This window comes from Janibacter terrae NBRC 107853, from assembly GCF_001591405.1.
GTDB lineage: Bacteria > Actinomycetota > Actinomycetes > Actinomycetales > Dermatophilaceae > Janibacter > Janibacter terrae.
Map to the genome: position 1 here is coordinate 122,073 of NZ_BCUV01000004.1, position 21,381 is coordinate 143,453.

Annotated in this window: 19 protein-coding genes; 11 read left to right on the plus strand and 8 right to left on the minus strand. The window is 71.9% G+C overall.

Annotation, left to right across the window (positions count from 1 at the left end; genetic code table 11):
* Entirely contained in the window at positions 1-1,197 is a 1,197-nt protein-coding gene (locus JT1_RS04585) for a branched-chain amino acid ABC transporter substrate-binding protein (RefSeq protein WP_245634668.1), read from the minus strand.
* 253 nt (positions 1,198-1,450) lie between these two features.
* On the opposite strand from JT1_RS04585, the gene JT1_RS04590 reads away from it, so the two are divergent.
* The 10 genes from JT1_RS04590 (at position 1,451) to JT1_RS04635 (ending at position 10,579) form a co-directional block, all read left to right on the plus strand.
* Positions 1,451-1,846 carry a Rieske (2Fe-2S) protein gene (locus JT1_RS04590; protein ID WP_068323780.1) on the plus strand — a complete coding sequence of 132 codons (396 nt, stop codon included), beginning with the start codon at positions 1,451-1,453 and terminating at the stop codon, positions 1,844-1,846.
* A gap of 9 nt (positions 1,847-1,855) precedes the next feature.
* Complete coding sequence (gene uvrC, locus JT1_RS04595) at positions 1,856-3,802, plus strand: excinuclease ABC subunit UvrC (protein WP_068323783.1); 1,947 nt, start codon at positions 1,856-1,858, stop codon at positions 3,800-3,802.
* Entirely contained in the window at positions 3,799-4,713 is a 915-nt protein-coding gene (rapZ, locus tag JT1_RS04600; protein ID WP_068323786.1) for an RNase adapter RapZ, read from the plus strand. The genes uvrC and rapZ overlap by 4 nt, the downstream gene beginning before the upstream one ends.
* Before the next feature lies 1 nt (position 4,714).
* On the plus strand, positions 4,715-5,665 hold the full coding sequence (locus JT1_RS04605) for a gluconeogenesis factor YvcK family protein (protein ID WP_068323789.1): 951 nt from the start codon (positions 4,715-4,717) through the stop codon (positions 5,663-5,665).
* Positions 5,666-5,713: 48 nt separating this feature from the next.
* Positions 5,714-6,694, plus strand: coding sequence for a DNA-binding protein WhiA (gene whiA / locus JT1_RS04610; protein WP_068323792.1), 981 nt, complete (start codon positions 5,714-5,716; stop codon positions 6,692-6,694).
* A gap of 97 nt (positions 6,695-6,791) precedes the next feature.
* The gene (gap, locus tag JT1_RS04615; protein ID WP_068323795.1) at positions 6,792-7,799 is read left to right on the plus strand and encodes a type I glyceraldehyde-3-phosphate dehydrogenase; all 1,008 of its coding nucleotides are present in this window, start codon (positions 6,792-6,794) and stop codon (positions 7,797-7,799) included.
* 32 nt (positions 7,800-7,831) lie between these two features.
* Positions 7,832-9,040: a phosphoglycerate kinase gene (locus JT1_RS04620; protein ID WP_068323803.1), complete on the plus strand. Its 1,209-nt coding sequence runs from the start codon at positions 7,832-7,834 to the stop codon at positions 9,038-9,040.
* Position 9,041: 1 nt separating this feature from the next.
* Positions 9,042-9,836: a triose-phosphate isomerase gene (gene tpiA / locus JT1_RS04625; RefSeq protein ID WP_068323806.1), complete on the plus strand. Its 795-nt coding sequence runs from the start codon at positions 9,042-9,044 to the stop codon at positions 9,834-9,836.
* Between the two features lie 115 nt (positions 9,837-9,951).
* Positions 9,952-10,197, plus strand: coding sequence for a preprotein translocase subunit SecG (gene secG, locus JT1_RS04630; RefSeq protein ID WP_068323809.1), 246 nt, complete (start codon positions 9,952-9,954; stop codon positions 10,195-10,197).
* Between the two features lie 31 nt (positions 10,198-10,228).
* A complete protein-coding gene (locus tag JT1_RS04635; RefSeq protein WP_082807470.1) occupies positions 10,229-10,579 on the plus strand; it encodes an RNA polymerase-binding protein RbpA in 351 nt (116 codons plus the stop codon).
* On the opposite strand, the gene pgl is transcribed toward JT1_RS04635, so the two are convergent.
* The 6 genes from pgl to tkt are packed head-to-tail and all read right to left on the minus strand — an operon-like array spanning position 10,569 to position 18,801.
* Positions 10,569-11,297 carry a 6-phosphogluconolactonase gene (pgl, locus tag JT1_RS18230; protein WP_068323812.1) on the minus strand — a complete coding sequence of 243 codons (729 nt, stop codon included), beginning with the start codon at positions 11,295-11,297 and terminating at the stop codon, positions 10,569-10,571. The two genes, JT1_RS04635 and pgl, sit on opposite strands and share 11 nt — an antisense overlap.
* On the minus strand, positions 11,294-12,418 hold the full coding sequence (locus JT1_RS18235; RefSeq protein WP_068323813.1) for a glucose-6-phosphate dehydrogenase assembly protein OpcA: 1,125 nt from the start codon (positions 12,416-12,418) through the stop codon (positions 11,294-11,296). The genes pgl and JT1_RS18235 overlap by 4 nt, the downstream gene beginning before the upstream one ends.
* Positions 12,415-13,959, minus strand: a complete 1,545-nt coding sequence (gene zwf, locus JT1_RS04650; protein ID WP_068323816.1) for a glucose-6-phosphate dehydrogenase — start codon at positions 13,957-13,959, stop codon at positions 12,415-12,417. Before zwf ends, JT1_RS18235 begins: the two co-directional genes overlap by 4 nt.
* Positions 13,956-15,575 carry a glucose-6-phosphate isomerase gene (locus JT1_RS04655; RefSeq protein WP_068323819.1) on the minus strand — a complete coding sequence of 540 codons (1,620 nt, stop codon included), beginning with the start codon at positions 15,573-15,575 and terminating at the stop codon, positions 13,956-13,958. Before JT1_RS04655 ends, zwf begins: the two co-directional genes overlap by 4 nt.
* Positions 15,572-16,714, minus strand: coding sequence for a transaldolase (tal, locus tag JT1_RS04660; RefSeq protein ID WP_068323822.1), 1,143 nt, complete (start codon positions 16,712-16,714; stop codon positions 15,572-15,574). Before tal ends, JT1_RS04655 begins: the two co-directional genes overlap by 4 nt.
* Positions 16,711-18,801 carry a transketolase gene (tkt, locus tag JT1_RS04665; protein ID WP_068323937.1) on the minus strand — a complete coding sequence of 697 codons (2,091 nt, stop codon included), beginning with the start codon at positions 18,799-18,801 and terminating at the stop codon, positions 16,711-16,713. Before tkt ends, tal begins: the two co-directional genes overlap by 4 nt.
* A 322-nt stretch (positions 18,802-19,123) precedes the next feature.
* Here tkt and JT1_RS04670 point away from each other — a divergent pair, with 322 nt between their 5' ends.
* Complete coding sequence (locus JT1_RS04670; RefSeq protein WP_068323824.1) at positions 19,124-20,074, plus strand: heme o synthase; 951 nt, start codon at positions 19,124-19,126, stop codon at positions 20,072-20,074.
* A gap of 338 nt (positions 20,075-20,412) precedes the next feature.
* Here the strand turns inward: JT1_RS04670 and JT1_RS04675 are convergent, their stop codons facing one another.
* The gene (locus JT1_RS04675; protein ID WP_082807473.1) at positions 20,413-21,354 is read right to left on the minus strand and encodes a COX15/CtaA family protein; all 942 of its coding nucleotides are present in this window, start codon (positions 21,352-21,354) and stop codon (positions 20,413-20,415) included.
* Between the last annotated feature and the right edge of the window lie 27 nt (positions 21,355-21,381).

Sequence of the window (21,381 nt, forward strand, 5' to 3'; positions counted from 1 at the left end):
TCACTTGAACTCCTCGGTGTTCACGTCCGTCCACTTGCCGCCCTTGACCTCGTAGACGGTGAGGACCCGCGTGGTGTTGTCGCCGTACTCGTCGAAGGCGACCTTGCCGGTCACCCCGTCGAAGGAGACGTCCTTCATCGCGTCGATGGTGGCCTGGCGGGCCTCCTCCACGCTGGAGGCGTCCTTGAGCGAGACCTTCATCGCCTCGATGATCGACTGGCCCGCGTCGTAGGCGTAGGCGCCGTAGGCCTCGGCCGGGTCGCTGTAGCCGGCGGCCTCGTAGTCCTCCAGGAACTTCTTGCCGGCGTCCAGGCTCTCGGTCGGGGCGCCGACCGAGGTGGCGAGGTCGCCGTCGGAGCCCTTGCCGGCGAGCTTGATGAACTCCGGCGAGAAGATGCCGTCACCGCCCATGAGCGGGATGTCGAGACCGCCGGCCTTGAGCTGCTGGCTCAGGGGTGCGCCCTGGGGGTACTCCCCGCCGTAGTAGACGGCCTTGGGCTTCTTGGCCTTGAGGGAGGAGACGACGGCGTCGTACTTGTCCTCGTCGGGGTTGATCGTCTCGGAGGCGACGACCTTGCCGCCGAGCTTCTCGTACTCCTTGGTGAAGGCCTCGACGAGACCCTGGCCGTAGGTCTTCTTGTCGTGGACGGTCGCGATCTCCTTGATGCCGGCCTTCTCGTAGAGGTACCGGGCGGCGAAGGGCCCCTGGATGCTGTCGGTGGTGCAGACGCGGAAGTAGCTGGCGTAGACCCGCTCCGGGGAGTCCTCCGGCTTGGCCCCGCGGGTGAGCGTCGGGTTGGTGTTGGCGGGCGAGACCATCGTGATCTTCGCCTTGTCGAGGATCGGCTGCACCGGGCCGGCGACGGACGAGTTCAGCGTGCCGACGACGCCGATGACCTCGTTGTCCGAGGCCAGCTTGGAGGCAGCGTTCTTGCCGACCTCGGGCTTGCCCTCGTCGTCCTCGGGGACGACCTCGATCTGCCAGTCGCCGAGGTCGCCGGACTGGTTCGCCTGGTCGGCCGCGAGCTCGACCGAGTGCTGGATGCCGAGGCCCAGGGCGGAGAGGTCGCCGGACAACGGCGCGACGACACCGATCTTCACGACCTTCTTGTCACCGCCCGAGTCGCCGGAGCCGTCGGAGCCGCCGCTGTCGCCGCGGGTGCCGCAAGCCGACAGGGCCATGGTCGCGACGAGCATCGTCGCTCCCGTTGAGATGACGGAACGCCTGATCACGTGTCCTCCTGGTGCTGGGATGTGCGGCCGTGCGGCCTCGGCGCGCAACTCTGGTGCTGCGGGCTGTGCAGGGAATGTAGGCCTGCGGAGGCCGTGATGTGTCCCACATCGCAAGACCGTGACTCGCTCGTTACCAAGTGGTCATCACCGTGGTGACCCACGGACCCCGGTGGCAGGATCGGGGGCCGGACCGATCCCCCTTCGGAAGGGCTCTGAGATGAGCACGACGCGACGCACCGCCATGTCCCTCGCCGCGACCGGTGGTGCCGGTCTGCTCGCCGCCTGCGGGGGTGACGGCTCCGCGGCCGGCGAGACCGGCGGAGGCGGCACGGGTCGCGTGAGCATCCCGGTCGCCGACGTGCCCGAAGGGGGAGGCGTCGTGCGTGACGACGTCGTCGTCACCCAGCCGAGCGCCGGCGAGTTCAGGGCCTTCGACGCCAGGTGCCCGCACCAGGGTTGCGCGGTGGCCGGCGTGACCGCCGAGGCCATCGAGTGCCCGTGCCACGGCAGCCGCTTCGACCCGGCGACCGGGGCGGTGACGCAGGGGCCCGCGACGACCGGCCTCACGGCGAGGACGGCGACCGTCGAGGGCGCTGACGTGACCGTCTCATAGGCTCGGGGGGTGGCAGATCCGGCGACCTACCGACCCGCCCCGGGGTCCATCCCGACCGATCCGGGCGTGTACCGCTTCCTCGACGAGCACGGGCGGGTCATCTACGTCGGCAAGGCCAAGTCCCTGCGCTCGCGGCTCTCCTCGTACTTCCAGGACATCTCCGCGCTGCACCCGCGCACCTCGCGGATGGTGCGCACCGGCGCCCGGGTCGAGTGGACCGTCGTCGCGACCGAGGTCGAGGCGCTCCAGCTCGAGTACGCGTGGATCAAGGAGTTCGACCCCCGCTTCAACGTCAAGTACCGCGACGACAAGTCCTACCCCTACCTCGCGGTGACCCTCGGCGAGGAGTTCCCCCGCGCGCAGGTGCTGCGCGGCGCCAAGCGCAAGGGCACGCGCTACTTCGGCCCGTACACCCATGCCTGGGCGATCCGCGAGACGCTCGACCTGCTCCTGCGGGTCTTCCCCGTGCGCACGTGCAGCAAGGGCGTCTTCAAGCGGGCCGAGCAGTCCGGCCGCCCCTGCCTCCTCGGGTACATCGACAAGTGCTCGGCGCCGTGCGTCGGCCGCGTCACCCCGGAGGAGCACCGCGCGCTCGCGCTGGAGCTGTGCGACTTCCTCGCCGGGGACACCGCCCGGTTCGTGCGGCGGCTCGAGCGGCGGATGAAGGAGGCGGCCGCCGAGCTCGACTTCGAGCAGGCCGCCCGCCTGCGTGACGACGTCGCGGCGCTCACCAAGGCCCTCGAGAAGTCCGCGGTCGTCCTGCCTGACGGCACCGACGCCGACGTCTTCGCCCTGGCCGACGACGAGCTCGAGGTCGCCATCCAGGTCTTCCACGTCCGTGGCGGCCGCATCCGGGGCCAGCGGGGCTGGGTCGCGGAGAAGGCGGCCGAGGACCTCCCGGAGGTCGTCGAGCACCTCCTCCAGCAGGTCTACGGCGGCGAAGGGGGAGAGGCCGTGCCCCGTGAGGTGCTCGTCCCCGTCGTGCCCCCGGACGCCGCGCAGGTGGCGGCCTGGCTGACCGAGCGTCGTGGCAGCTCCGTGGACCTGCGTGTCCCGCAGCGCGGCGACAAGCGCGCACTCATGGAGACCGTGGCCCGCAACGCCGAGCAGTCCCTCGCCCGGCACAAGGTGGCCCGGGCCGGTGACCTCACGGCGCGCAGCCAGGCCCTGCAGGAGCTGCAGGAGGCGCTCGGCCTCGACGACGCGCCCCTGCGCATCGAGGGCTACGACATCAGCCACGTGCAGGGCAGCGACGTCGTGGGCTCGATGGTCGTCTTCGAGGACGGGTTGGTGCGCAAGGGGGAGTACCGGCGCTTCATCGTCCGGGGTGACGTCGACGGACGCACCGATGACACCGCGGCCATGCACGAGGTCCTCTCGCGCCGCTTCGCCCGCCACCTCAAGGACCGCGAGCGCGACGCGACCGATCCCGAGACCGGTGAGGTGCGCCGCTTCGCCTACCCGCCCAACCTCGTCGTCGTCGACGGCGGGGCCCCGCAGGTCGCGGCCGCCCAGCAGGTGCTCGACGAGCTCGGCGTCGACGACGTCGCCGTCGTCGGCCTGGCCAAGCGGCTCGAGGAGGTCTGGGTCCCCGGGGACGAGCATCCCGTGATCCTCGCCCGCACGAGCGAGGCCCTCTACCTCCTGCAACGCCTGCGCGACGAGGCGCACCGCTTCGCCAACACCTTCCACCGTGAGCGGCGCAGCAAGTCGATGACACGCAGCGCGCTCGACGGCATCCCCGGTCTCGGCGAGGCCCGCCGGGCCGCCCTGCTCGCCAGGTTCGGCTCCGTCAAGCGGATCCGGGCGGCGTCGGCGGAGGAGCTGGCGACCACATCCGGGATCGGACCTGCCCTCGCGGAGCGGATTGCGGCAGAGTTGGCCGGGACGACGACCACGCCGGCCGTGAACCTCACCACCGGTGAGGTGCTCGACGACGCAGGAGGAACCCAGTGAACGAGACCGACACCGCCGCGGCGGCCGAGAGCGACTGGGTCCCGGAGGTCGTCGTCGTCACCGGGATGAGCGGAGCCGGCCGCTCGACGGTCGGCAACGTCATGGAGGACCACGGCTGGTACGTCATCGACAACCTGCCGGTCAGCCTGCTCCCGGAGCTGCTGCGTCTCGGGGTGAGCCGGGGCGAGGACATCGCCGCGAGCGAGCCCCCGGTGCGCATCGGCATCGTCCTCGACGTGCGCGCCCAGGGTTTCGACACCCTGACCCAGGCCCTCACGATGCTGCGGGAGCGGGGGTGGACCACCCACCTCGTCTTCCTCGAGGCGACCAACGAGTCGCTCGTGCGGCGCTTCGAGAGCGTGCGCCGGCCGCACCCGCTGCAGGGCAAGGGCCGGCTGCTCGACGCGATCATCCGCGAGCGGGAGGTCCTCGCGGGCGTGCGGGCGAGTGCCGAGACGGTCATCGACACCTCGGGCCTGAACGTCCACCAGCTGAGCCGCAAGATCAGCCCGCTCTTCGTCGAGGACTCCTCGGAGCGGTTGCGCATGGCGGTGCTGTCCTTCGGGTTCAAGTACGGGGTCCCGCTCGACGCCGACTTCGTCCTCGACATGCGCTTCCTGCCCAACCCGCACTGGGTGCCCGAGCTGCGCCAGCACACCGGGCGGGAGGCCCAGGTCGCCGAGTTCGTGCTCAGCCAGCCCGGTGCGCGCGAGTTCATCGACGGCGTCGACACCATGCTGCGTCCGGTCATCGCGGGGTACCTGCGCGAGAACCGGCGCTACGTCACCCTCGCCGTGGGCTGCACGGGGGGCAAGCACCGGTCGGTGGCCCTCGCCGAGGCGCTGGCCTCGCGGCTCTCGTCGAACGACGTCGCCACCTTCGTCGTCCACCGTGACCTCGGGCAGGAGTGACGTGGTCGACGCCCTCCGCTCGGCCAAGGTGGTCGCCCTCGGCGGTGGCCACGGGCTCGCCGCCAGCCTGTCCGCCCTTCGCCTCGTGTGCGAGCAGGTGACGGCCATCGTCACGGTTGCCGACAACGGCGGCTCGTCGGGTCGCCTGCGTACGGACTTCGACGTGCTGCCGCCGGGCGACCTGCGGATGGCGCTCACCGCGCTGTGCGACGACAGCGAGTGGGGCCAGACGTGGAGCGACGTGCTCCAGCACCGGTTCACCGGTGAGGGGGATCTCGCCGGGCACGCCCTGGGCAACCTGCTCATCGTGGCGCTCTGGCAGCTGCACGAGGACCCGGTGACCGGGCTCGACCTCGTGGGGCGGCTGCTGTCCTCGCGCGGACGCGTGCTGCCGATGGCCGCCGTGCCGCTCGATCTCGTCGCCCGCGTCAGCGGTCTGGACCCGGCGGCGCCGACGGCCACGAAGGAGGTGCGCGGACAGGTCGAGATCGCGCGCACCCGCGGTCTCGTCGAGTCGATCTCCCTCGTGCCGGACAACCCACCGGCCCGCCCCGAGTCGGTGGAGGCCGTCGACGCGGCCGACCACATCGTCCTCGGGCCGGGTTCCTGGTACACCTCCGTGCTGACCCACCTGCTCGTGCCGGACCTGCGGGACGCGCTGACCCGCACGACCGCGACCAAGATCCTGACGCTCAACCTCGAGATGCACACCGCCGAGACGCGGGGGTTCTCCGCGACGCAGCACATCCGCACGCTCCACGCGATGGCGCCGGACCTGCGCTTCGACGTCGTGCTCGCCGACCCCTGGACGATCGAGGACCGCAGTCGCCTCGAGTGGGCCTGCGGCATGCTGGGCGCGGAGCTGGTCGCCATGCCGCTCGCCCAGCAGGATCGTCCGGGGCAGCACGATGCGCTGCGTCTCGCGGCCGCCTATCGTGACATCCTCTCGTAAGCGCGCGCGCGCGACCCGCACGGCCGACAACCGGGAAGGAACCCACACATGGCGATGACCGACAAGGTCAAGGACGAGCTGAGCCGTTTCGAGGTGACCAAGACCTGCTGCCGCAAGGCAGAGGTGGCCAGCCTGCTCCGATTCGCCGGGGGGCTGCACATCGTCAGCCGCCAGATCGTCGTCGAGGCCGAGGTCGACACCGCCCAGACGGCGCGACGTCTGCGCAAGAACATCGCCGAGCTCTACGGCTACCCCTCCGAGCTGACCGTGATCGCCGCCGGCGGGCTGCGCAAGGGCAGCCGCTACGTCGTCAAGGTCGGGGCTGACGGCCCGGCCCTCGCGCGCCAGACCGGGCTCGTGGACGCCGACGGCCGTCCCGTCCGCGGTCTGCCGCCCCGGGTCGTCGGCGGGTCGGTCTGCGACGCCGAGTCGGCGTGGCGCGGTGCCTTCCTCGCCCACGGCTCCCTCACCGAGCCGGGCCGCAGCTCCTCGATGGAGATCACCTGCCCGGGGCCGGAGGCGGCCCTGGCCCTCGTCGGTGCCGCCCGACGCCTCGGCATCCAGTCCAAGGCCCGCGAGGTCCGCGGGGTCGACCGCGTCGTCATCCGCGACGGCGACGCCATCTCGGCCATGCTGACCCGTCTGGGTGCCCACGACGCGATGATGGCGTGGGAGGAGCGCCGCATGCGCCGCGAGGTGCGGGCCACCGCCAACCGACTGGCCAACTTCGACGACGCCAACCTGCGTCGTTCGGCCCGCGCCGCGGTCGCCGCCGGGGCCAGGGTGCAGCGTGCCCTGGAGATCCTCGGGGACGACATCCCGGACCACCTGCGCGAGGCCGGCCAGCTGCGCCTCGAGCACAAGGAGGCCTCGCTCGAGGAGCTGGGCCAGCGGGCCGAGCCCCCGATGACCAAGGACGCCGTGGCCGGACGCATCCGGCGTCTCCTCGCGATGGCCGACAAGCGGGCTGACGACGAGGGCATCCCCGGCACCGAGGCGACGCTCACCTCGGACATGCTCGACGGGTGACCCGGCTCGACGCCGGGGGTGACGCAGGCCATAGGGTGTGAGGGACCAGGAGCCGCGTCCGCGGCGCTCGTGGAATCTCTCTCTGGAGGCACCCACTGTGACTGTTCGAGTTGGCATCAACGGCTTCGGCCGCATCGGCCGCAACTTCTTCCGCGCCGTCAGGGCCTCAGGGGCCGACGTCGAGGTCGTCGCGTTCAACGACCTGGGGGACGACGCCACCCAGGCCCACCTGCTGCGCTACGACTCCATCCTCGGACGCTTCGACGGTGACGTGCAGGTCGTCGAGGGCGGTATCGAGGTCGACGGCCGCCTGATCACCTCGCTCGCCGAGCGCGACCCGGCCAAGCTGCCCTGGGGCGACCTCGGGGTCGACGTCGTCATCGAGTCCACGGGATTCTTCACCGACGCGACCGCGGCCCGGGCCCACGTCGACGCCGGTGCGAAGAAGGTGATCATCTCGGCTCCCGCGAAGAACGAGGACATCACCGTCGTCATGGGCGTCAACGACGACCTGTACGACGGGGCGAAGCACACGATCATCTCCAACGCCTCCTGCACGACCAACTGCCTCGCGCCCATGGCCAAGGTGCTGCACGACTCGCTCGGTATCACCAAGGGCCTGATGACGACGATCCACGCCTACACGGCCGACCAGAACCTCCAGGACGGCCCGCACAAGGACCTGCGTCGGGCCCGTGCCGCGGGGCTCAACATCGTGCCGACGTCCACCGGCGCGGCCAAGGCGGTCGCGCTCGTGCTGCCCGAGCTGAAGGGCAGGCTCGACGGGTACGCCCTTCGCGTCCCCGTCCCGACCGGCTCCGCCACCGACCTGACCTTCGAGGCGGGCCGCGAGACCACTGTCGAGGAGGTCAACGCGATCATGCGCGCGGCGGCCACCGAGGGCCCGCTCGTCGGCAAGCTCGTCTACACGGAGGACCCGATCGTCTCCAAGGACATCGAGACGGACCCGGCGAGCTGTATCTTCGACTCCGGCCTGACCAAGGTCATCGGCAACCAGGTCAAGGTCGTCGGCTGGTACGACAACGAGTGGGGCTACTCCAACCGCCTCGTCGACCTCGTGGTCCACGTCGGCGCCTCCCTCTGACCGCACTGACGGACCCCCACCGAAAGGCACCTGTGAAGACCCTCGCCGACCTCGGGGACCTGCGCGGCAAGCGCGTCCTCGTCCGCTCCGACCTCAACGTCCCGATCGACGGGACGTCGATCACCGACGACGGCCGGATCCGGGCCTCGCTCCCCACGATCACCCGGCTCGTCGAGGCCGGCGCCCGGGTCGTCGTCACCGCCCACCTGGGCCGGCCCAAGGGTGCCCCGGACGCGCAGTACTCGTTGGCCCCCGTGGCCACCCGCCTGGGCGAGCTGCTCGGTGCGGACGTCGCCTTCGCCACGGACACGGTGGGGGAGTCGGCGCGGTCGGTCGTCGCCGGCCTGGAGGACGGGCAGGTCGCCCTCCTGGAGAACCTGCGCTTCAACCCGGGCGAGACGAGCAAGGACGCGGCCGAGCGGGGCGCCTTCGCCGACCGCCTCGCCGAGCTGGCCGACGCGTACGTCTCCGACGGCTTCGGCGTGGTGCACCGCGCGCAGGCCTCGGTGTACGACATCGCGACCCGTCTGCCGGCGGCCATGGGGGGCCTCGTCCAGACCGAGGTCGACGTCCTGCGACGGCTCACGAGCGAGCCCGAGCGGCCCTATGCCGTCGTGCTGGGTGGTGCCAAGGTGAGCGACAAGCTCGGCGTCATCGACAACCTCCTGGGCACCGCCGACCGCCTCCTCATCGGGGGCGGCATGGTCTTCACCTTCCTCAAGGCGCAGGGCCACGAGGTCGGCACGAGCCTGCTCGAGGAGGACCAGCTCGGCACGGTCAGGGAGTACCTCGAGCGCGCCGAGCGCGACGGGGTCGAGATCGTCCTGCCCACCGACGTGGTCGCGGCCACCGCGTTCTCCGCGGACGCCGACCACGAGGTCGTCGCCGCCGACGCGATCCCGGCCGACCGGATGGGTCTGGACATCGGCCCCGACTCCGCCGAGGTCTTCGCGGACCGGTTGGCCGACTGCCGGACGGTCTTCTGGAACGGCCCGATGGGCGCCTTCGAGATGGCCCCGTACGCGGCCGGCACCCGCGCGGTCGCGGCCGCGCTCGTCGAGGCGACGAAGGGGGGCGCTCTCACCGTCGTCGGTGGCGGCGATTCCGCGGCCGCCGTGCGCCAGCTCGGCTTCGCCGACAGCGACTTCGGTCACATCAGCACCGGTGGCGGTGCCAGCCTCGAGTACCTCGAGGGCAAGGAGCTGCCCGGTCTCGCGGTCTTCGACGGGCAGGGGGCCTGACATGGCCGGCGCGCGCACCCCGCTCATGGCGGGCAACTGGAAGATGAACCTCGACCACCTGCAGGGCACCCACCTCGTGCAGAAGCTCGACTGGACCCTGCGCGACGCCAAGCACGACGTCTCGCAGGTCGAGGTCGTCGTCCTGCCCCCCTTCACGGACCTGCGCTCGGTCCAGACGCTCGTCGAGGGCGACCGTCTCGCCCTGCGCTACGGCGCCCAGGACCTCAGCCCGCACGACTCCGGCGCCTTCACCGGCGACATCTCCGGTGCCTTCCTCGCCAGGCTCGGGTGCAGCTACGTCGTCGTGGGCCACAGCGAGCGGCGCGACGGGCACGACGAGGACGACACCGTCGTCGCGAGCAAGGCCGCCGCGGCCTTCCGCCACGGTCTCGTCCCGATCGTCTGCGTCGGCGAGGGGCTCGAGGTGCGGCAGGCCGGCGAGCACGTCGCCCACGTCCTCGCCCAGGTCGAGGGCAGCCTCGCCGGGATCACGCCGGAGCAGGCCGCGAGCGTCGTCGTCGCCTACGAGCCGGTCTGGGCCATCGGCACCGGCGAGGTCGCGACGCCCGAGGACGCCCAGGAGGTCTGCGAGGCCATCCGCGGCAAGCTCGGCGAGCTCTACTCGCCGGAGGTCGCCGACGGCGTCCGCGTCCTCTACGGCGGCTCGGTCAAGTCCGGCAACATCGCCTCGATCATGGCCGGCGGCGACGTCGACGGGGCGCTCGTCGGCGGCGCCTCCCTCCAGCCCGAGGAGTTCGCGGCCATCTGCCGCTACCAGCAGCACCTCACCGCCTGAGCGTGTCGGCGGCGCCCGGAGCGCGGGTGGACCGGGCAACCGGGGTATCCTGACGCGGGCGCTGCCGCCGCGGCGGCTCCCCACCGACTGACCCGACCGACAAGGACCTGATCGCGTGAACGCCGTCCGCATCGGACTGCAGGTGATCCTCGTGATCACCGGCCTGATCCTCACCCTGCTCATCCTCATGCACAAGGGGAAGGGCGGCGGCATGTCCGACATGTTCGGTGGCGGCATGTCCGCCTCCCTGGGCAGCTCATCGGTCGCCGAGCGCAACCTCTCGAGGTTCACGGTCATCGTCGGGCTCATCTGGTTCACGGCCGTCGTCGGGATCGGACTCATCGACCGCTTCGACGCCTGACCGCGTCCCGCACACCCCTAGGAGCTTCGACATGGCAGGTGGAAACGCTATCCGTGGCAGCCGCATCGGCGCCGGACCCATGGGAGAGGCCGAGCGGGGTGACGCGGCACCGCGCGCGTTCGTCACGTACTGGTGCTCCAGGGGGCACGAGGTGACCCCGTCCTTCTCCCTCGACGAGAGCGTCGAGATCCCGGAGCAGTGGGAGTGCACGCGCTGCGGGCTGCCTGCCGGCCGGGACAAGGACAACCCGCCCGCCCCGCCCACGGCCGAGGTCTACAAGACCCACCTGGCCTACGTGAAGGAGCGCCGCTCCGACAGCGAGGGCGAGGCGATCCTCGAGGAGCGCCTCGGCGAGCTGCGCGACCGCGGCCTCATCCGCTGACTGCGGCCTCGTCCACCAACCACAGGGTCCGCTCCAGGCCGCGCAGCCGGGCGGCGGTGCTCTCCTGCGCCGGGGCGCCGCCGACCCCCTTCGCCACCGCCTCGGCCTTGTCCGCACCGGCGACGACGAACCACACCTCACGTGAGTTGCCGAGGCACTCGAGCGTGATCGACACCCGCGTCGGCGGCGGCTTGGGGGAGTCGTGGACCGCGACGACGAGCGTGTCGGAGAGCAGCTGGGCCGGGTGGCCGGGGAAGAGGGAGGCCACGTGCCCGTCCGGACCGACGCCGAGCAGGACGATGTCCCAGCTGCCGCTGCCGTCCTCGCGCAGCGTCCGCTCGTAGGCCGCGGCCGCTTCCTCCGGCGAGCCGGAGGCCTCGGGGCCGGCGAGGCGGTGGACGTGCTCCGCCCGCAGCCCCAGGCCGGTCAGCCCGGCGGCGTCGTTCTGGGTGTCGTTGCGCTCGGCGTCACCGGCGGGCAGGTAGCGCTCGTCGCCCCACCAGACGTGGACCGCGTCCCAGTCGACGGCGTGGCGGGCCGGGTGCTCGGCGAGCGCGGCGACGACCGCCGACCCCATGGACCCGCCGGTGAGGGCGATGTCCGCCCGCCCGCGTGCCGTGATGGCGTCCTGCAGGGCCACGAGCAGACGGCTCGCGGTCATCGCGGCGAGGTCCTGCGCGCCCGGGTGGACGAGGACGAAGGGGGCCGCCCCGGTCACGCCTCGTCCTCGGTGCGCAACCGGTCGCGTACAGCGGTCCGCACGGCCTCGGTCGAGCTGCTGGCGTCCTCGGGGGCGGCCTCGACCATCGCGTTGCGGATGATCTTGCTCGACTCCTTGGTGAGTCGCTCGACCTCCTGACGGGCCTCGCTCGGCGAGGGGACCTCGCCGGCCCGGACCGCGTCGGTCATGGTGGTGCGCCGCCGGGTGATCTTCGGCAGCCCCGAGATGAGCGCGTCCGCGTAGACGTCGTCGGGGTCGAGGCGGCTCAGCTCGTCGGCGAGGCACTCGGCATCGGAGCGCGGGGCCAGGGCGATCGCCCGCTGCGGCTGGTCGGGCTGGTCGAGCGTCGCGGTGTCCCCGAGCTGCGGCCGCACCAGGTCGGTCGGGCCGGAGGCGCGCTCGAGGCGCACGCTGACGATGCCCGAGCCCTCGCGGGAGCGGACCAGGCTGACCGGGCACCGCAGGCTGTGGCGCAGCCATGCCGCCAGCAGGTCGGCCGAGGGGGAGTCCGCGCCGCCGACGACGGTGGCCGCGGTGACCGACTCGAAGGGTGCTCGGTCCAGGGCCGTGGCCAGCAGCCCGCGCCAGAGGGTGATCCGGCTCCACGCCAGGTCGGTGTCGCCGGGGCGGTAGGCCTTGCCCAGCCGCCGCAGCATCGCGCCGGGGTTGTCCGCGACGGCGCAGTCCGTGATCCGTCGCTGGGCCATCGCGCCCACGGGGTCGCCGCCGGGGTCCTTGGGCGCGTCGTGGGGCCACCACGCGACGACGGGGGAGTCGGGCAGGAGCAAGGGCGTTACGACGCTGCGGGCATGGCCGATGAGCTCCCCGTACAGCCGCAGGACGACGACCTCGGAGGCACCGGCATCGCCGCCGACGCGGATCTGCGCGTCGAGGCGCGCCTTGCCGCGGGCGTTGGCGAGGATGACGCAGACGATGCGGGCCGGGTGCTGGTGGCTCGCGGCGTTGGCGACCGCCAGGGCGTCCTCGGCCTCGTCCTCGCCGACGACGATCACGAGGGTGAGGACGCGGCTGAGGGCCATCGCCCCGACGTCCTCACGGATCTCGACGAGCCGGTGGCTGATCTGGGACGTGCTGGCGTTGGGCAGGTCGACGATCACGGCATCCTCCAGGTGCGTCCGTCACGCTGCATCATCTCGTCGGCGGCGGCCGGGCCCCAGGTGCCGGCCGCATACTGCTCGACGCCGCCCTCCTGCGAGCTCCAGAAGCGCTCGATCGGGTCGAGGATCCGCCACGAGAGCTCGACCTCCTCGTGCCGGGGGAAGAGCGGCGGGTCGCCGAGCAGGACGTCGAGGATGAGCCGCTCGTAGGCCTCGGGGCTGGACTCGGTGAAGGCCCGGCCGTAGCCGAAGTCCATCGTCACGTCGCGCACCTCCATCTGGTTGCCCGGGACCTTGGCGCCGAAGCGCATCGTCACCCCTTCGTCGGGCTGCACCCGGATCACGACGGCGTTCTGCCCGAGCTCCTCGGTCTCCGTGTCGGTGAAGGGCAGGTGCGGCGCGCGCTTGAAGACGACCGCGATCTCCGTGACCCGGCGCCCGAGCCGCTTGCCGGTGCGCAGGTAGAAGGGCACGCCCGCCCAGCGCCGCGTGTCGACGTCGAGGCGCATGGCGGCGTAGGTCTCGGTCGCGGAGCCTGCGGCGACCCCGTCCTCCTCGAGGTAGCCGATGACCTTCGTCCCGCCCTGCCACCCGGCGGCGTACTGGCCGCGGACCGTGCCGCCGGCGAGGTCCTCGGGGACGCGGACGGCCTCGAGGATCTTCTCCTTCTCGGTGCGCAGGGCCCCAGCCTTGAAGCTCGTCGGCTCCTCCATGGCGGTGAGCGCGAGGAGCTGCAGCAGGTGGTTCTGGATGACGTCGCGGGCGGCGCCGATCCCGTCGTAGTACCCGGCGCGGCCACCGATGCCGATGTCCTCGGCCATGGTGATCTGCACGTGGTCGACGTAGTGGCTGTTCCACACCGGCTCGAACATCTGGTTGGCGAAGCGCAGCGCCAGGAGGTTCTGGACCGTCTCCTTGCCGAGGTAGTGGTCGATCCGGAAGATCGAGTCCGGCGGGAAGACCGCCTCGACGATCCTGTTGAGCTCCTGCGCGCTCTCCAGGTCGTGCCCGAAGGGCTTCTCGATGACGACCCGACGCCACGAGTCCTCGGTCTGCGCCGCCAGCCCGGACCGCTGGAGCTGCTCGCAGACCGTGGAGAAGAAACCCGGAGGGATCGACAGGTAGAACGCGTGGTTGCCACCCGTGCCGCGCTGCTCGTCGAGCTCGCGCACGGTCTGGGCCAGCAGGTCGAAGGCCGCGTCGTCGTCGAAGGTGCCCGGCACGAAGCGGAAGCCCTCGGACAGGCTGCGCCAGACCTCCTCGCGGAAGGGGGTGCGCGCGTGCTCGCGCACCGCGTCGTAGACGACCTTGCCGAAGTCCTGGTCGGCCCAGTCACGTCGGGCGAAGCCCACGAGCGAGAAGCCCGGCGGCAGCAGCCCCCGGTTGGCGAGGTCGTAGATCGCCGGCATGAGCTTCTTGCGGGCGAGGTCCCCGGTGACCCCGAAGAGGACGAGGCTGCACGGACCGGCGATGCGCGGCAGCCGCTTGTCCCGAGGGTCCCGCAGGGGGTTGGAGTCGGCGGTGACGCGCGCGGGGCTCATGCCCGGCCGCCCATCAGGGCGGCACCGATCCGGGTCAGACGGTCCGACGCCGGGTCGTCGACGTGCAGCACGAGGACCGGCCGTCCGTGCTCGCCGAGCACCTGCGCATCGCCGCCCGCCTGCGCCGCGATGAACTCGCCGAGGGTGAAGTCGCGTCCAGGTACCGCCAGGTCCGCGCGCGGCTCGTCGGTGACCTGGATGTAGACACCGGTGGCGGGTCCACCCTTGTGGTACTGGCCGGTGGAGTGCAGGAACCGTGGTCCCCACCCGAAGGTCACCGGTCGCTGGACCCGCTCGGCCAGGGCATCGGTCACCCCGGCGAAGGGTGCCCTGCGGTCGCGGTCGAGATAGGCCATGACGGCCACGTAGCCGTGCTCGGGGTCGAGCTGCGCGAGGAGCGCGCTGACCGCGTCCTCGAGCGTCGCGGCGTCCCCGAGCCAGTCCCCGCCGTGGTGGCTGATCGTCACGTTGCCATCGACGGCGTCCGGGGTGGACGCGGTCGCACCGTCACCGGCCATCAGGTCGCGGGCGGCCTGCTTGGCACTCTCGACGTCGGGCTGGTCGAAGGGGTTGATCCCGAGCAGTCGCCCGGCGACCGCCGTGGCGGTCTCCCACAGGAGGAACTGTGCACCCAGCGAGCCGCCGACGTCGACGCTCGAGACGGCGCCGGGAGCGCTCTCGTCGCCGTCCTCGGGCACCAGTCGCACGACCGTCGCGTCGTCGGGCGCGGAGGACCGGCCGGGCGCGTCGAGGACGACGGGCAGCAGCCCCTTGCCCTCCTTGCCGGTGGACTCGGCGATGAGCTGCTCGGCCCAGTCACCGAGTCCCTTGGCGGCAGTGCCGTGGTCGACGAGGTAGAGCTTGTCGCGAAGGGGGGAGGTCCCGCCCATCGCGGCGCCGAGACGGAGCGCGGGGTTGGCCTCGTCGTCCTCGGCGAGCAGGTCGGCGACCGACTCGGCGTCGTCGAGGAGGGCCTCGACGTCGGCGCCGGCCAGGCCGGAGGGCACGAGGCCGAAGGCGGTGAGCGCCGAGTAGCGCCCGCCGACGGCGGGGTCGGCGGTGACGACGCGCTGGCCCTTGGCGCGCGCGTCCTCCTCGAGCGGGCTCCCGGGGTCGGTGACCACGATGATCCGGCGGGCGGCATCGATGCCGGCGTCGGCGAAGGCCTGCTCGAAGACCCGGCGCTGGCTGTCGGTCTCGACGGTGGAGCCGGACTTGCTCGAGACGACGACGACCGTCCGCTCGAGGTCGCTCACGGCGGCCCGCACGACGTCCGGGTGGCTGGAGTCGAGGACGACGAGCGGCACGCCGGCGGTGGCGCAGATGACCTCCGGGGCGAGCGAGCTGCCGCCCATGCCGCACAGGACGACGCGGTCGACACCCTGCTCGCGCAGGTCGTCGCGCAGGGCCGCGATCTCGCCCACCAGGTGGCGCGAGGTGCGACCGAGCCCGACCCAGGACAGCCGCTTGGCGGCCTCCTCCTCGGCGGTCGGGCCCCACAGGGTGGGGTCCTGCGCGAAGATCCGGCTCGCGACGCGGTCATCGACGAGGGTCGGGACGTGCGCGGCGACGGCCTCCGCCGCCGCGCCGGACGCGGCCACGGAGAGGCTGGTCACCTCGAGGCCACCTTGTCCAGCTCTGCGCGGACACCGTCGAGCAGCTCGCCCCACGCCTTCTCGAACTTGTCGACGCCCTCGGTCTCGAGCTGGTCGGTGACCGCGGTGTAGCTGATCCCGAGGCGGTCGAGCGCGTCGAGCACCTCGGCGGCCTCGGCGTACCGGTCGGTGACCTGGTCACCGGTGATCTCACCGTGGTCGATCGTCGCGTCGAGCGTCTTCTCCGGCATCGTGTTGACCGTGTTGGCCGCGACGAGCTCGGTGACGTAGAGCGTGTCGGGGTAGTCGGGGTTCTTGACGCCCGTGGAGGCCCACAGCGGACGCTGGGGGCGCCCCCCTTCGCCCTGCAGGCGCTGCCAGCGGGGCGTCGAGAAGACCTCCTCGTAGGCCTGGTACGCGAGGCGGGCGTTGGCGACGCCAGCCTTGCCGCGCAGGGCGAGCGCCTCGTCGCTGCCGATCGCCTCGAGCCGGGCGTCGACCTCGGTGTCGACGCGGGAGACGAAGAAGGAGGCGACCGAGTGGATCCTCGAGATGTCCTTGCCGGCGGCGAGCGCCTGCTCGATCCCCTCGACGAAGGCGTTCATCACCGCGCGGTAGCGCTCGAGGCTGAAGATCAGGGTGACGTTGACGCTGATGCCCGCGGCGAGCGTCTGCGTGATCGCCGGCAGGCCGGCCTCGGTCGCCGGGATCTTGATGTAGACCTGCGGGCGGTCGACGGCGTCGGACAGCTGACGGGCGACGACCGCGGTCTGCTCCGCGTCCTGCGCCAGCCGCGGGTCGACCTCGATGGAGACGCGACCGTCGACGCCGTCGGTCGCCTCGAAGATCGGGGCGAAGAGGTCGCACGCCTCGCGCACGTCGTCGGTGGTCAGTGCGAAGACGACCTCGTCGACGTCCTTGCCCTGCGCGGCGAGGTCCGAGAGCTGCTCGGTGTAGGCCTCGCCCTCGGCGAGGGCGGCCTGGAAGATCGAGGGGTTGGTCGTGACGCCGACGATGCCCTTGGTGTCGATGAGCTGCTGGAGGTTGCCCGAGCGCAGCCGCTCCCGGCTGAGGTCGTCGAGCCAGACGGAGACACCGGCCGCGCGCAGCGCGGCGACGGGGGCGGGTGCGGTGGGGAGCTGCTCTGCCATGTCGATCATCCCTTCGCGTTCTTGATGGATGCCTTGGCGGCCTTGACGACGGCCGCCGGCGTGATGCCGAACTTCTCGTACAGGGTGGCCGCGTCCGCGGAGGCGCCGAAGTGGTCGATGCCGACGCACTCGCCGGCGTCGCCGACGACCTCGCGCCAGCCGAAGGTGGTCGCGGCCTCGACGGACACGCGGGCCCGGACGGCGGGCGGCAGGACCTTGTTCTTGTACGAGGTGGACTGGCGGTCGAACCACTCGCGGCACGGCATGGAGACGACGCGGGTGCCGGTCCCGGCCTTCTCGAGCGTCGCGCGTGCAGCCAACGCGACGGCGACCTCGGTGCCGGTGGCGACGAGGACGACGTCGGGCGTGTCCGTGCTCGACTCGGCGAGGACGTAGGCGCCCTTGGCCGCTCCCTTCGCCGCCGCGTACTCGCCGCGGTCGACGACCGGGGTGCCCTGGCGGGAGAGGGCGAGGGCCGCGGTGGTGCGGTTCCTCAGGACCTCGCCCCAGCAGACGCTCACCTCGTTGGCGTCGCCCGGGCGCACGACGTCCAGACCCGGGATGGCGCGCAGCGCGGCGAGGTGCTCGATCGGCTGGTGCGTCGGGCCGTCCTCGCCGAGGCCGATGGAGTCGTGGGTCCACACGTAGGTGACCGGCAGCTGCTGCAGCGCGGCGAGGCGGACCGCGGGGCGCATGTAGTCGGAGAAGACGAGGAAGGTGCCGCCGTAGACCCGGGTGAGGCCCTCGAGGGCGATGCCGTTCATCGCCATGCCCATGCCGTGCTCGCGGATGCCGAAGTGGAGGGTGCGGCCGTACTGGTCGCCCTTCCACGTGTCGGTCTGCTTGCTCCTGGGCACGAAGGAGGGCTCGCCGTCCATCGTCGTGTTGTTGGAGCCCGCGAGGTCGGCGGAGCCGCCCCACAGCTCCGGCATGACGTCGGCGAGGGCGGTGAGGACCTTGCCGGACGCGGCACGGGTCGCCATCCCCTTGTCGGAGGCGTCGAAGGTCGGCAGCGCCTGGTCCAGCCCGGCCGGCAGCTCCCCGGCCTGCAGGCGCTCGAGCAGGGCAGCGCGCTCCGGGTTGGTCTTGCGCCACGTGGCGAAGCCCTTGTCCCAGTCCTTGTGGGCGGCCCTGCCGCGCTTCTTGACCTCACGGGCGTGGGCGAGCACGTCCTTCTCGACGGCGAAGGACTTCTTCGGGTCGAAACCGAGCAGCTCCTTGGTCGCCGCGACCTCGTCCTCGCCGAGGGCCGAGCCGTGCGAGGCCCCGGTGTCCTGCTTGGTCGGGGCGGGCCAGGCGATGATCGTGTGCAGGACGATCAGCGTGGGGGCCTTGGTGTTCTTCTTCGCCTGCGTGCAGGCGGCGAGCAGCGCGTCGATGTCCTCGACGTACGCGTTGCCGTCACCGCTGCGGCGCCAGTCGACGTCGATGACCTCCCAGCCGTAGGCGCGGTAGCGCGCGCCCACGTCCTCGCTGAAGGCGATGTCGGTGTCGTCCTCGATCGAGATCTGGTTGGCGTCGTAGATGACGTTGAGGGTGCCGAGCTCCTGGTGGCCGGCGAGCGAGCCGGCCTCCGCGGAGACGCCCTCCTGCATGTCGCCGTCGGAGGCGAGGCACCAGATCGTGTGGTCGAAGGGGGAGGTCCCCGGCGCGGCGTCCGGGTCGAGCAGGCCGCGCTGGCGGCGCTGCGCCATCGCCATGCCGGTCGCGGAGGCGAGGCCGGAGCCGAGGGGGCCGGTCGTGATCTCGACACCGGGGGTGTGGTGCACCTCGGGGTGGCCGGGCGTCAGCGAGTCCCACGTGCGCAGGGACTTCAGGTCGCTGAGCTCGAGGCCGTAACCGGAGAGGAAGAGCTGGACGTACTGGGTGAGCGAGGAGTGCCCGACGGAGAGGACGAAGCGGTCGCGACCGAGCCACGTCGGGTCGGACGGGTCGTGCGTCATGACCTGCTGGTAGAGGAGGTAGGCCACGGGGGAGAGGCTCATCGCGGTGCCCGGGTGGCCGCTGCCGCACTCCTGCACGGCGTCGGCGGCCAGGAGGCGTCCGGTGTCGACGGCGCGGACGTCGAGGTCGCTCCAGCCGGCCTTCTTCGCCAGGGGACGGGGGAGTGCCTCGGAGCGGGAGGAGGTCCCGGCCGGTCCGGCAGGGTTGGCCGAGGCGACCGTGCGGGTGGTGCCCGAGGGGCGCGACTGGGCGGCCGCCTTCTTCGCGGGGGCCTTGGGGGAGGTGCCGGTGTCCGTGCTCACGGAGGGATCTCTCTTTCGGTGGCGCGTATGTGCTCGCCACCAACCCTAGTGCGCGGCGCCGTGGACGACGGATCCACGGGGTGGGGGCCGCCCTCGCCCCCGGCACGGGTAGACTCAGGGCAGTCCGCGCATTGCGCGACCCCCCGTCCCACCCCTTCGTCAAAGGCTGTCCGTGACCACTCTCGAGTCGACGCGCGAGCTCTCGCCGACGACCCGCTCGTGGCGTCGCACCGTGCGTGCGTACGTCGCCCTGACGAAGCCGCGGATCATCGAGCTGCTGCTCGTCACGACCGTGCCGGTGATGTTCCTCGCCGAGCGTGGGGTCCCCTCGCTCGGGCTCATCGTCCTGACGCTCGTCGGCGGCAGCCTCAGCGCCGGTGCGGCCAACACCTTCAACATGGTCTACGACCGTGACATCGACGCCAAGATGGGGCGGACCCAGAACCGCCCGCTCGTCACCGGCGAGGCCACCCCGCGGGGCGCGATGATCTTCGGCTTCGTCCTCACCGCCCTGTCGACCGCGTGGCTGTGGCTCCTCGTCAACCCGCTGTCGGCGATGCTCTCGCTCGCCGCGATCGTGCTCTACGCGGTCGGCTACACGATGATCCTCAAGCGCCGGACCGCGCAGAACATCGTCTGGGGCGGCATCGCCGGGTGCATGCCCACGCTCATCGGCTGGTCCGCCGTGACCAACGAGGTCGGCTGGCCGGCGATCATCCTCTTCCTCGTGATCTTCTTCTGGACGCCACCGCACTACTGGCCGCTCTCGATGCGCTTCATCGACGACTACGCCACCGCCGGCGTCCCCATGCTGCCGGTGCTCGAGCAGCAGACGACCGTGGCCAAGCAGATCGTCGTCTACTCGTGGGCGATGGTCCTGACCTCCTTGGCCCTCATCCCGGTCGCCGACATGGGCTGGGTCTACCTCGTCGCCGCGCTCGTCTCCGGCGGGCTCTTCGTCACCGAGGCCCACCGCCTGCTCTCCGCCGCGTCCAAGGGCGTCTCCCAGGCCGTCCTGAAGCCCATGCGCCTCTTCCACTTCTCGATCACCTACGTCACGCTGCTCTTCCTCGGCGTCGCGATCGACCCCCTCGTGCACCTGCCCCTGCCCGGCCTCGCCTGAGCCGCGTGGACGGCTGAGCCCCGGCTCCCGAGGGGGCAGGCCGGCGCTGCGCCGAAGTCCTTCGTCGTCGCGTGGTGACCTTCTCGTTCTCGACTTCGGCTTGATTCGCGCCGACCTACCCCTTCGTCCGCCGGTGCGTGGGCGCTCTCCAACCACCTCCTCCGGCGTGGCCATCCGCTGAGGTGAGGCGGGGGGAGGAGGGCGCGCGGGGAGGGGCTGAGCGAATCAAGCCGAAGTCCGACGGACCGACGTGAGATGTCTCGTGAACGAAGGGACTTCGGCCCAGCGAAGCCCCTCCCTGCGTGCCGGACGATCGCAGGTATGACGAGCTGCGAGGCTCAGGCAGGGACGGCCGTCGCGGGCTCGCGGGAGAGGACGACGGCGCGGACGATGGCGACGACGAGGAGGCTGGCTCCGAGCATGTGGGCGAGGACGAGGACCTCGGGGAGCTTGGTCAGGTACTGCACGTAGCCGACGAGGCCCTGGGCGAGGGTGACCACGAGGACGACCCACCAGGCGCGGGCGGGACCGGGGGCGCGCTCGGTGAGCTTCGCACCCAGCCAGACGGCGACGCAGATGCCGATGAAGAGCATGACGGCGTCGGCGTGCAGCCACGAGATCGTCCGCGGGTCGAAGCCGGTGCGGGCCGGGGTGTCGGCGTCACCGGAGTGCGGGCCCGAGCCGGTGACGACCGTGCCGAGCACGAGGACGACGGCGGCCACGGCGACGAGGACCTGCTGCAGCCGGGTGACCAGGGGGTGGAGCAGGGAGCGGGTCCTGCCGGCGGGCTGGGTGTGGCGCCAGTACAGCCAGGCGGACACGGCGATCAGCGCCATGGAGCACAGGAAGTGGAAGGCGACGATCCACGGGTTGAGGCCGGTGAGGACGGTGATGCCGCCGACGACCGCCTGCGCGAGGATGCCGGCCATGACGACCCAGGTGCCGGTGATGAGCTCGCGGCGCTCCCGCGCCCAGCGGTAGAGGGCGATGAGCAGCGCCAGCGCGACGAACCCGAGCAGGCCGGTGAGGGTGCGGTTGCCGAACTCGATGACCTTGTGGATGCCCTCCTCCTGCTCCACCGTGGGCACGTAGGAGCCGGGCACGCACTGCGGCCACGTGGGGCACCCGAGGCCGGACCCGGTGAGCCGGACGAGCCCGCCGGTGACGACGATGCCGACCTCGACGACGAGGTTGGCGAGCAGCAGCGGCGCCAGCCACCGGTGGGACGAAGGGGGAGTGCCCCCGGTCGGTGCCGGGGCTGCGGTCTGCGCGGTGCTCACCCAGCAACGGTAAGCCGTGCCCGGCGC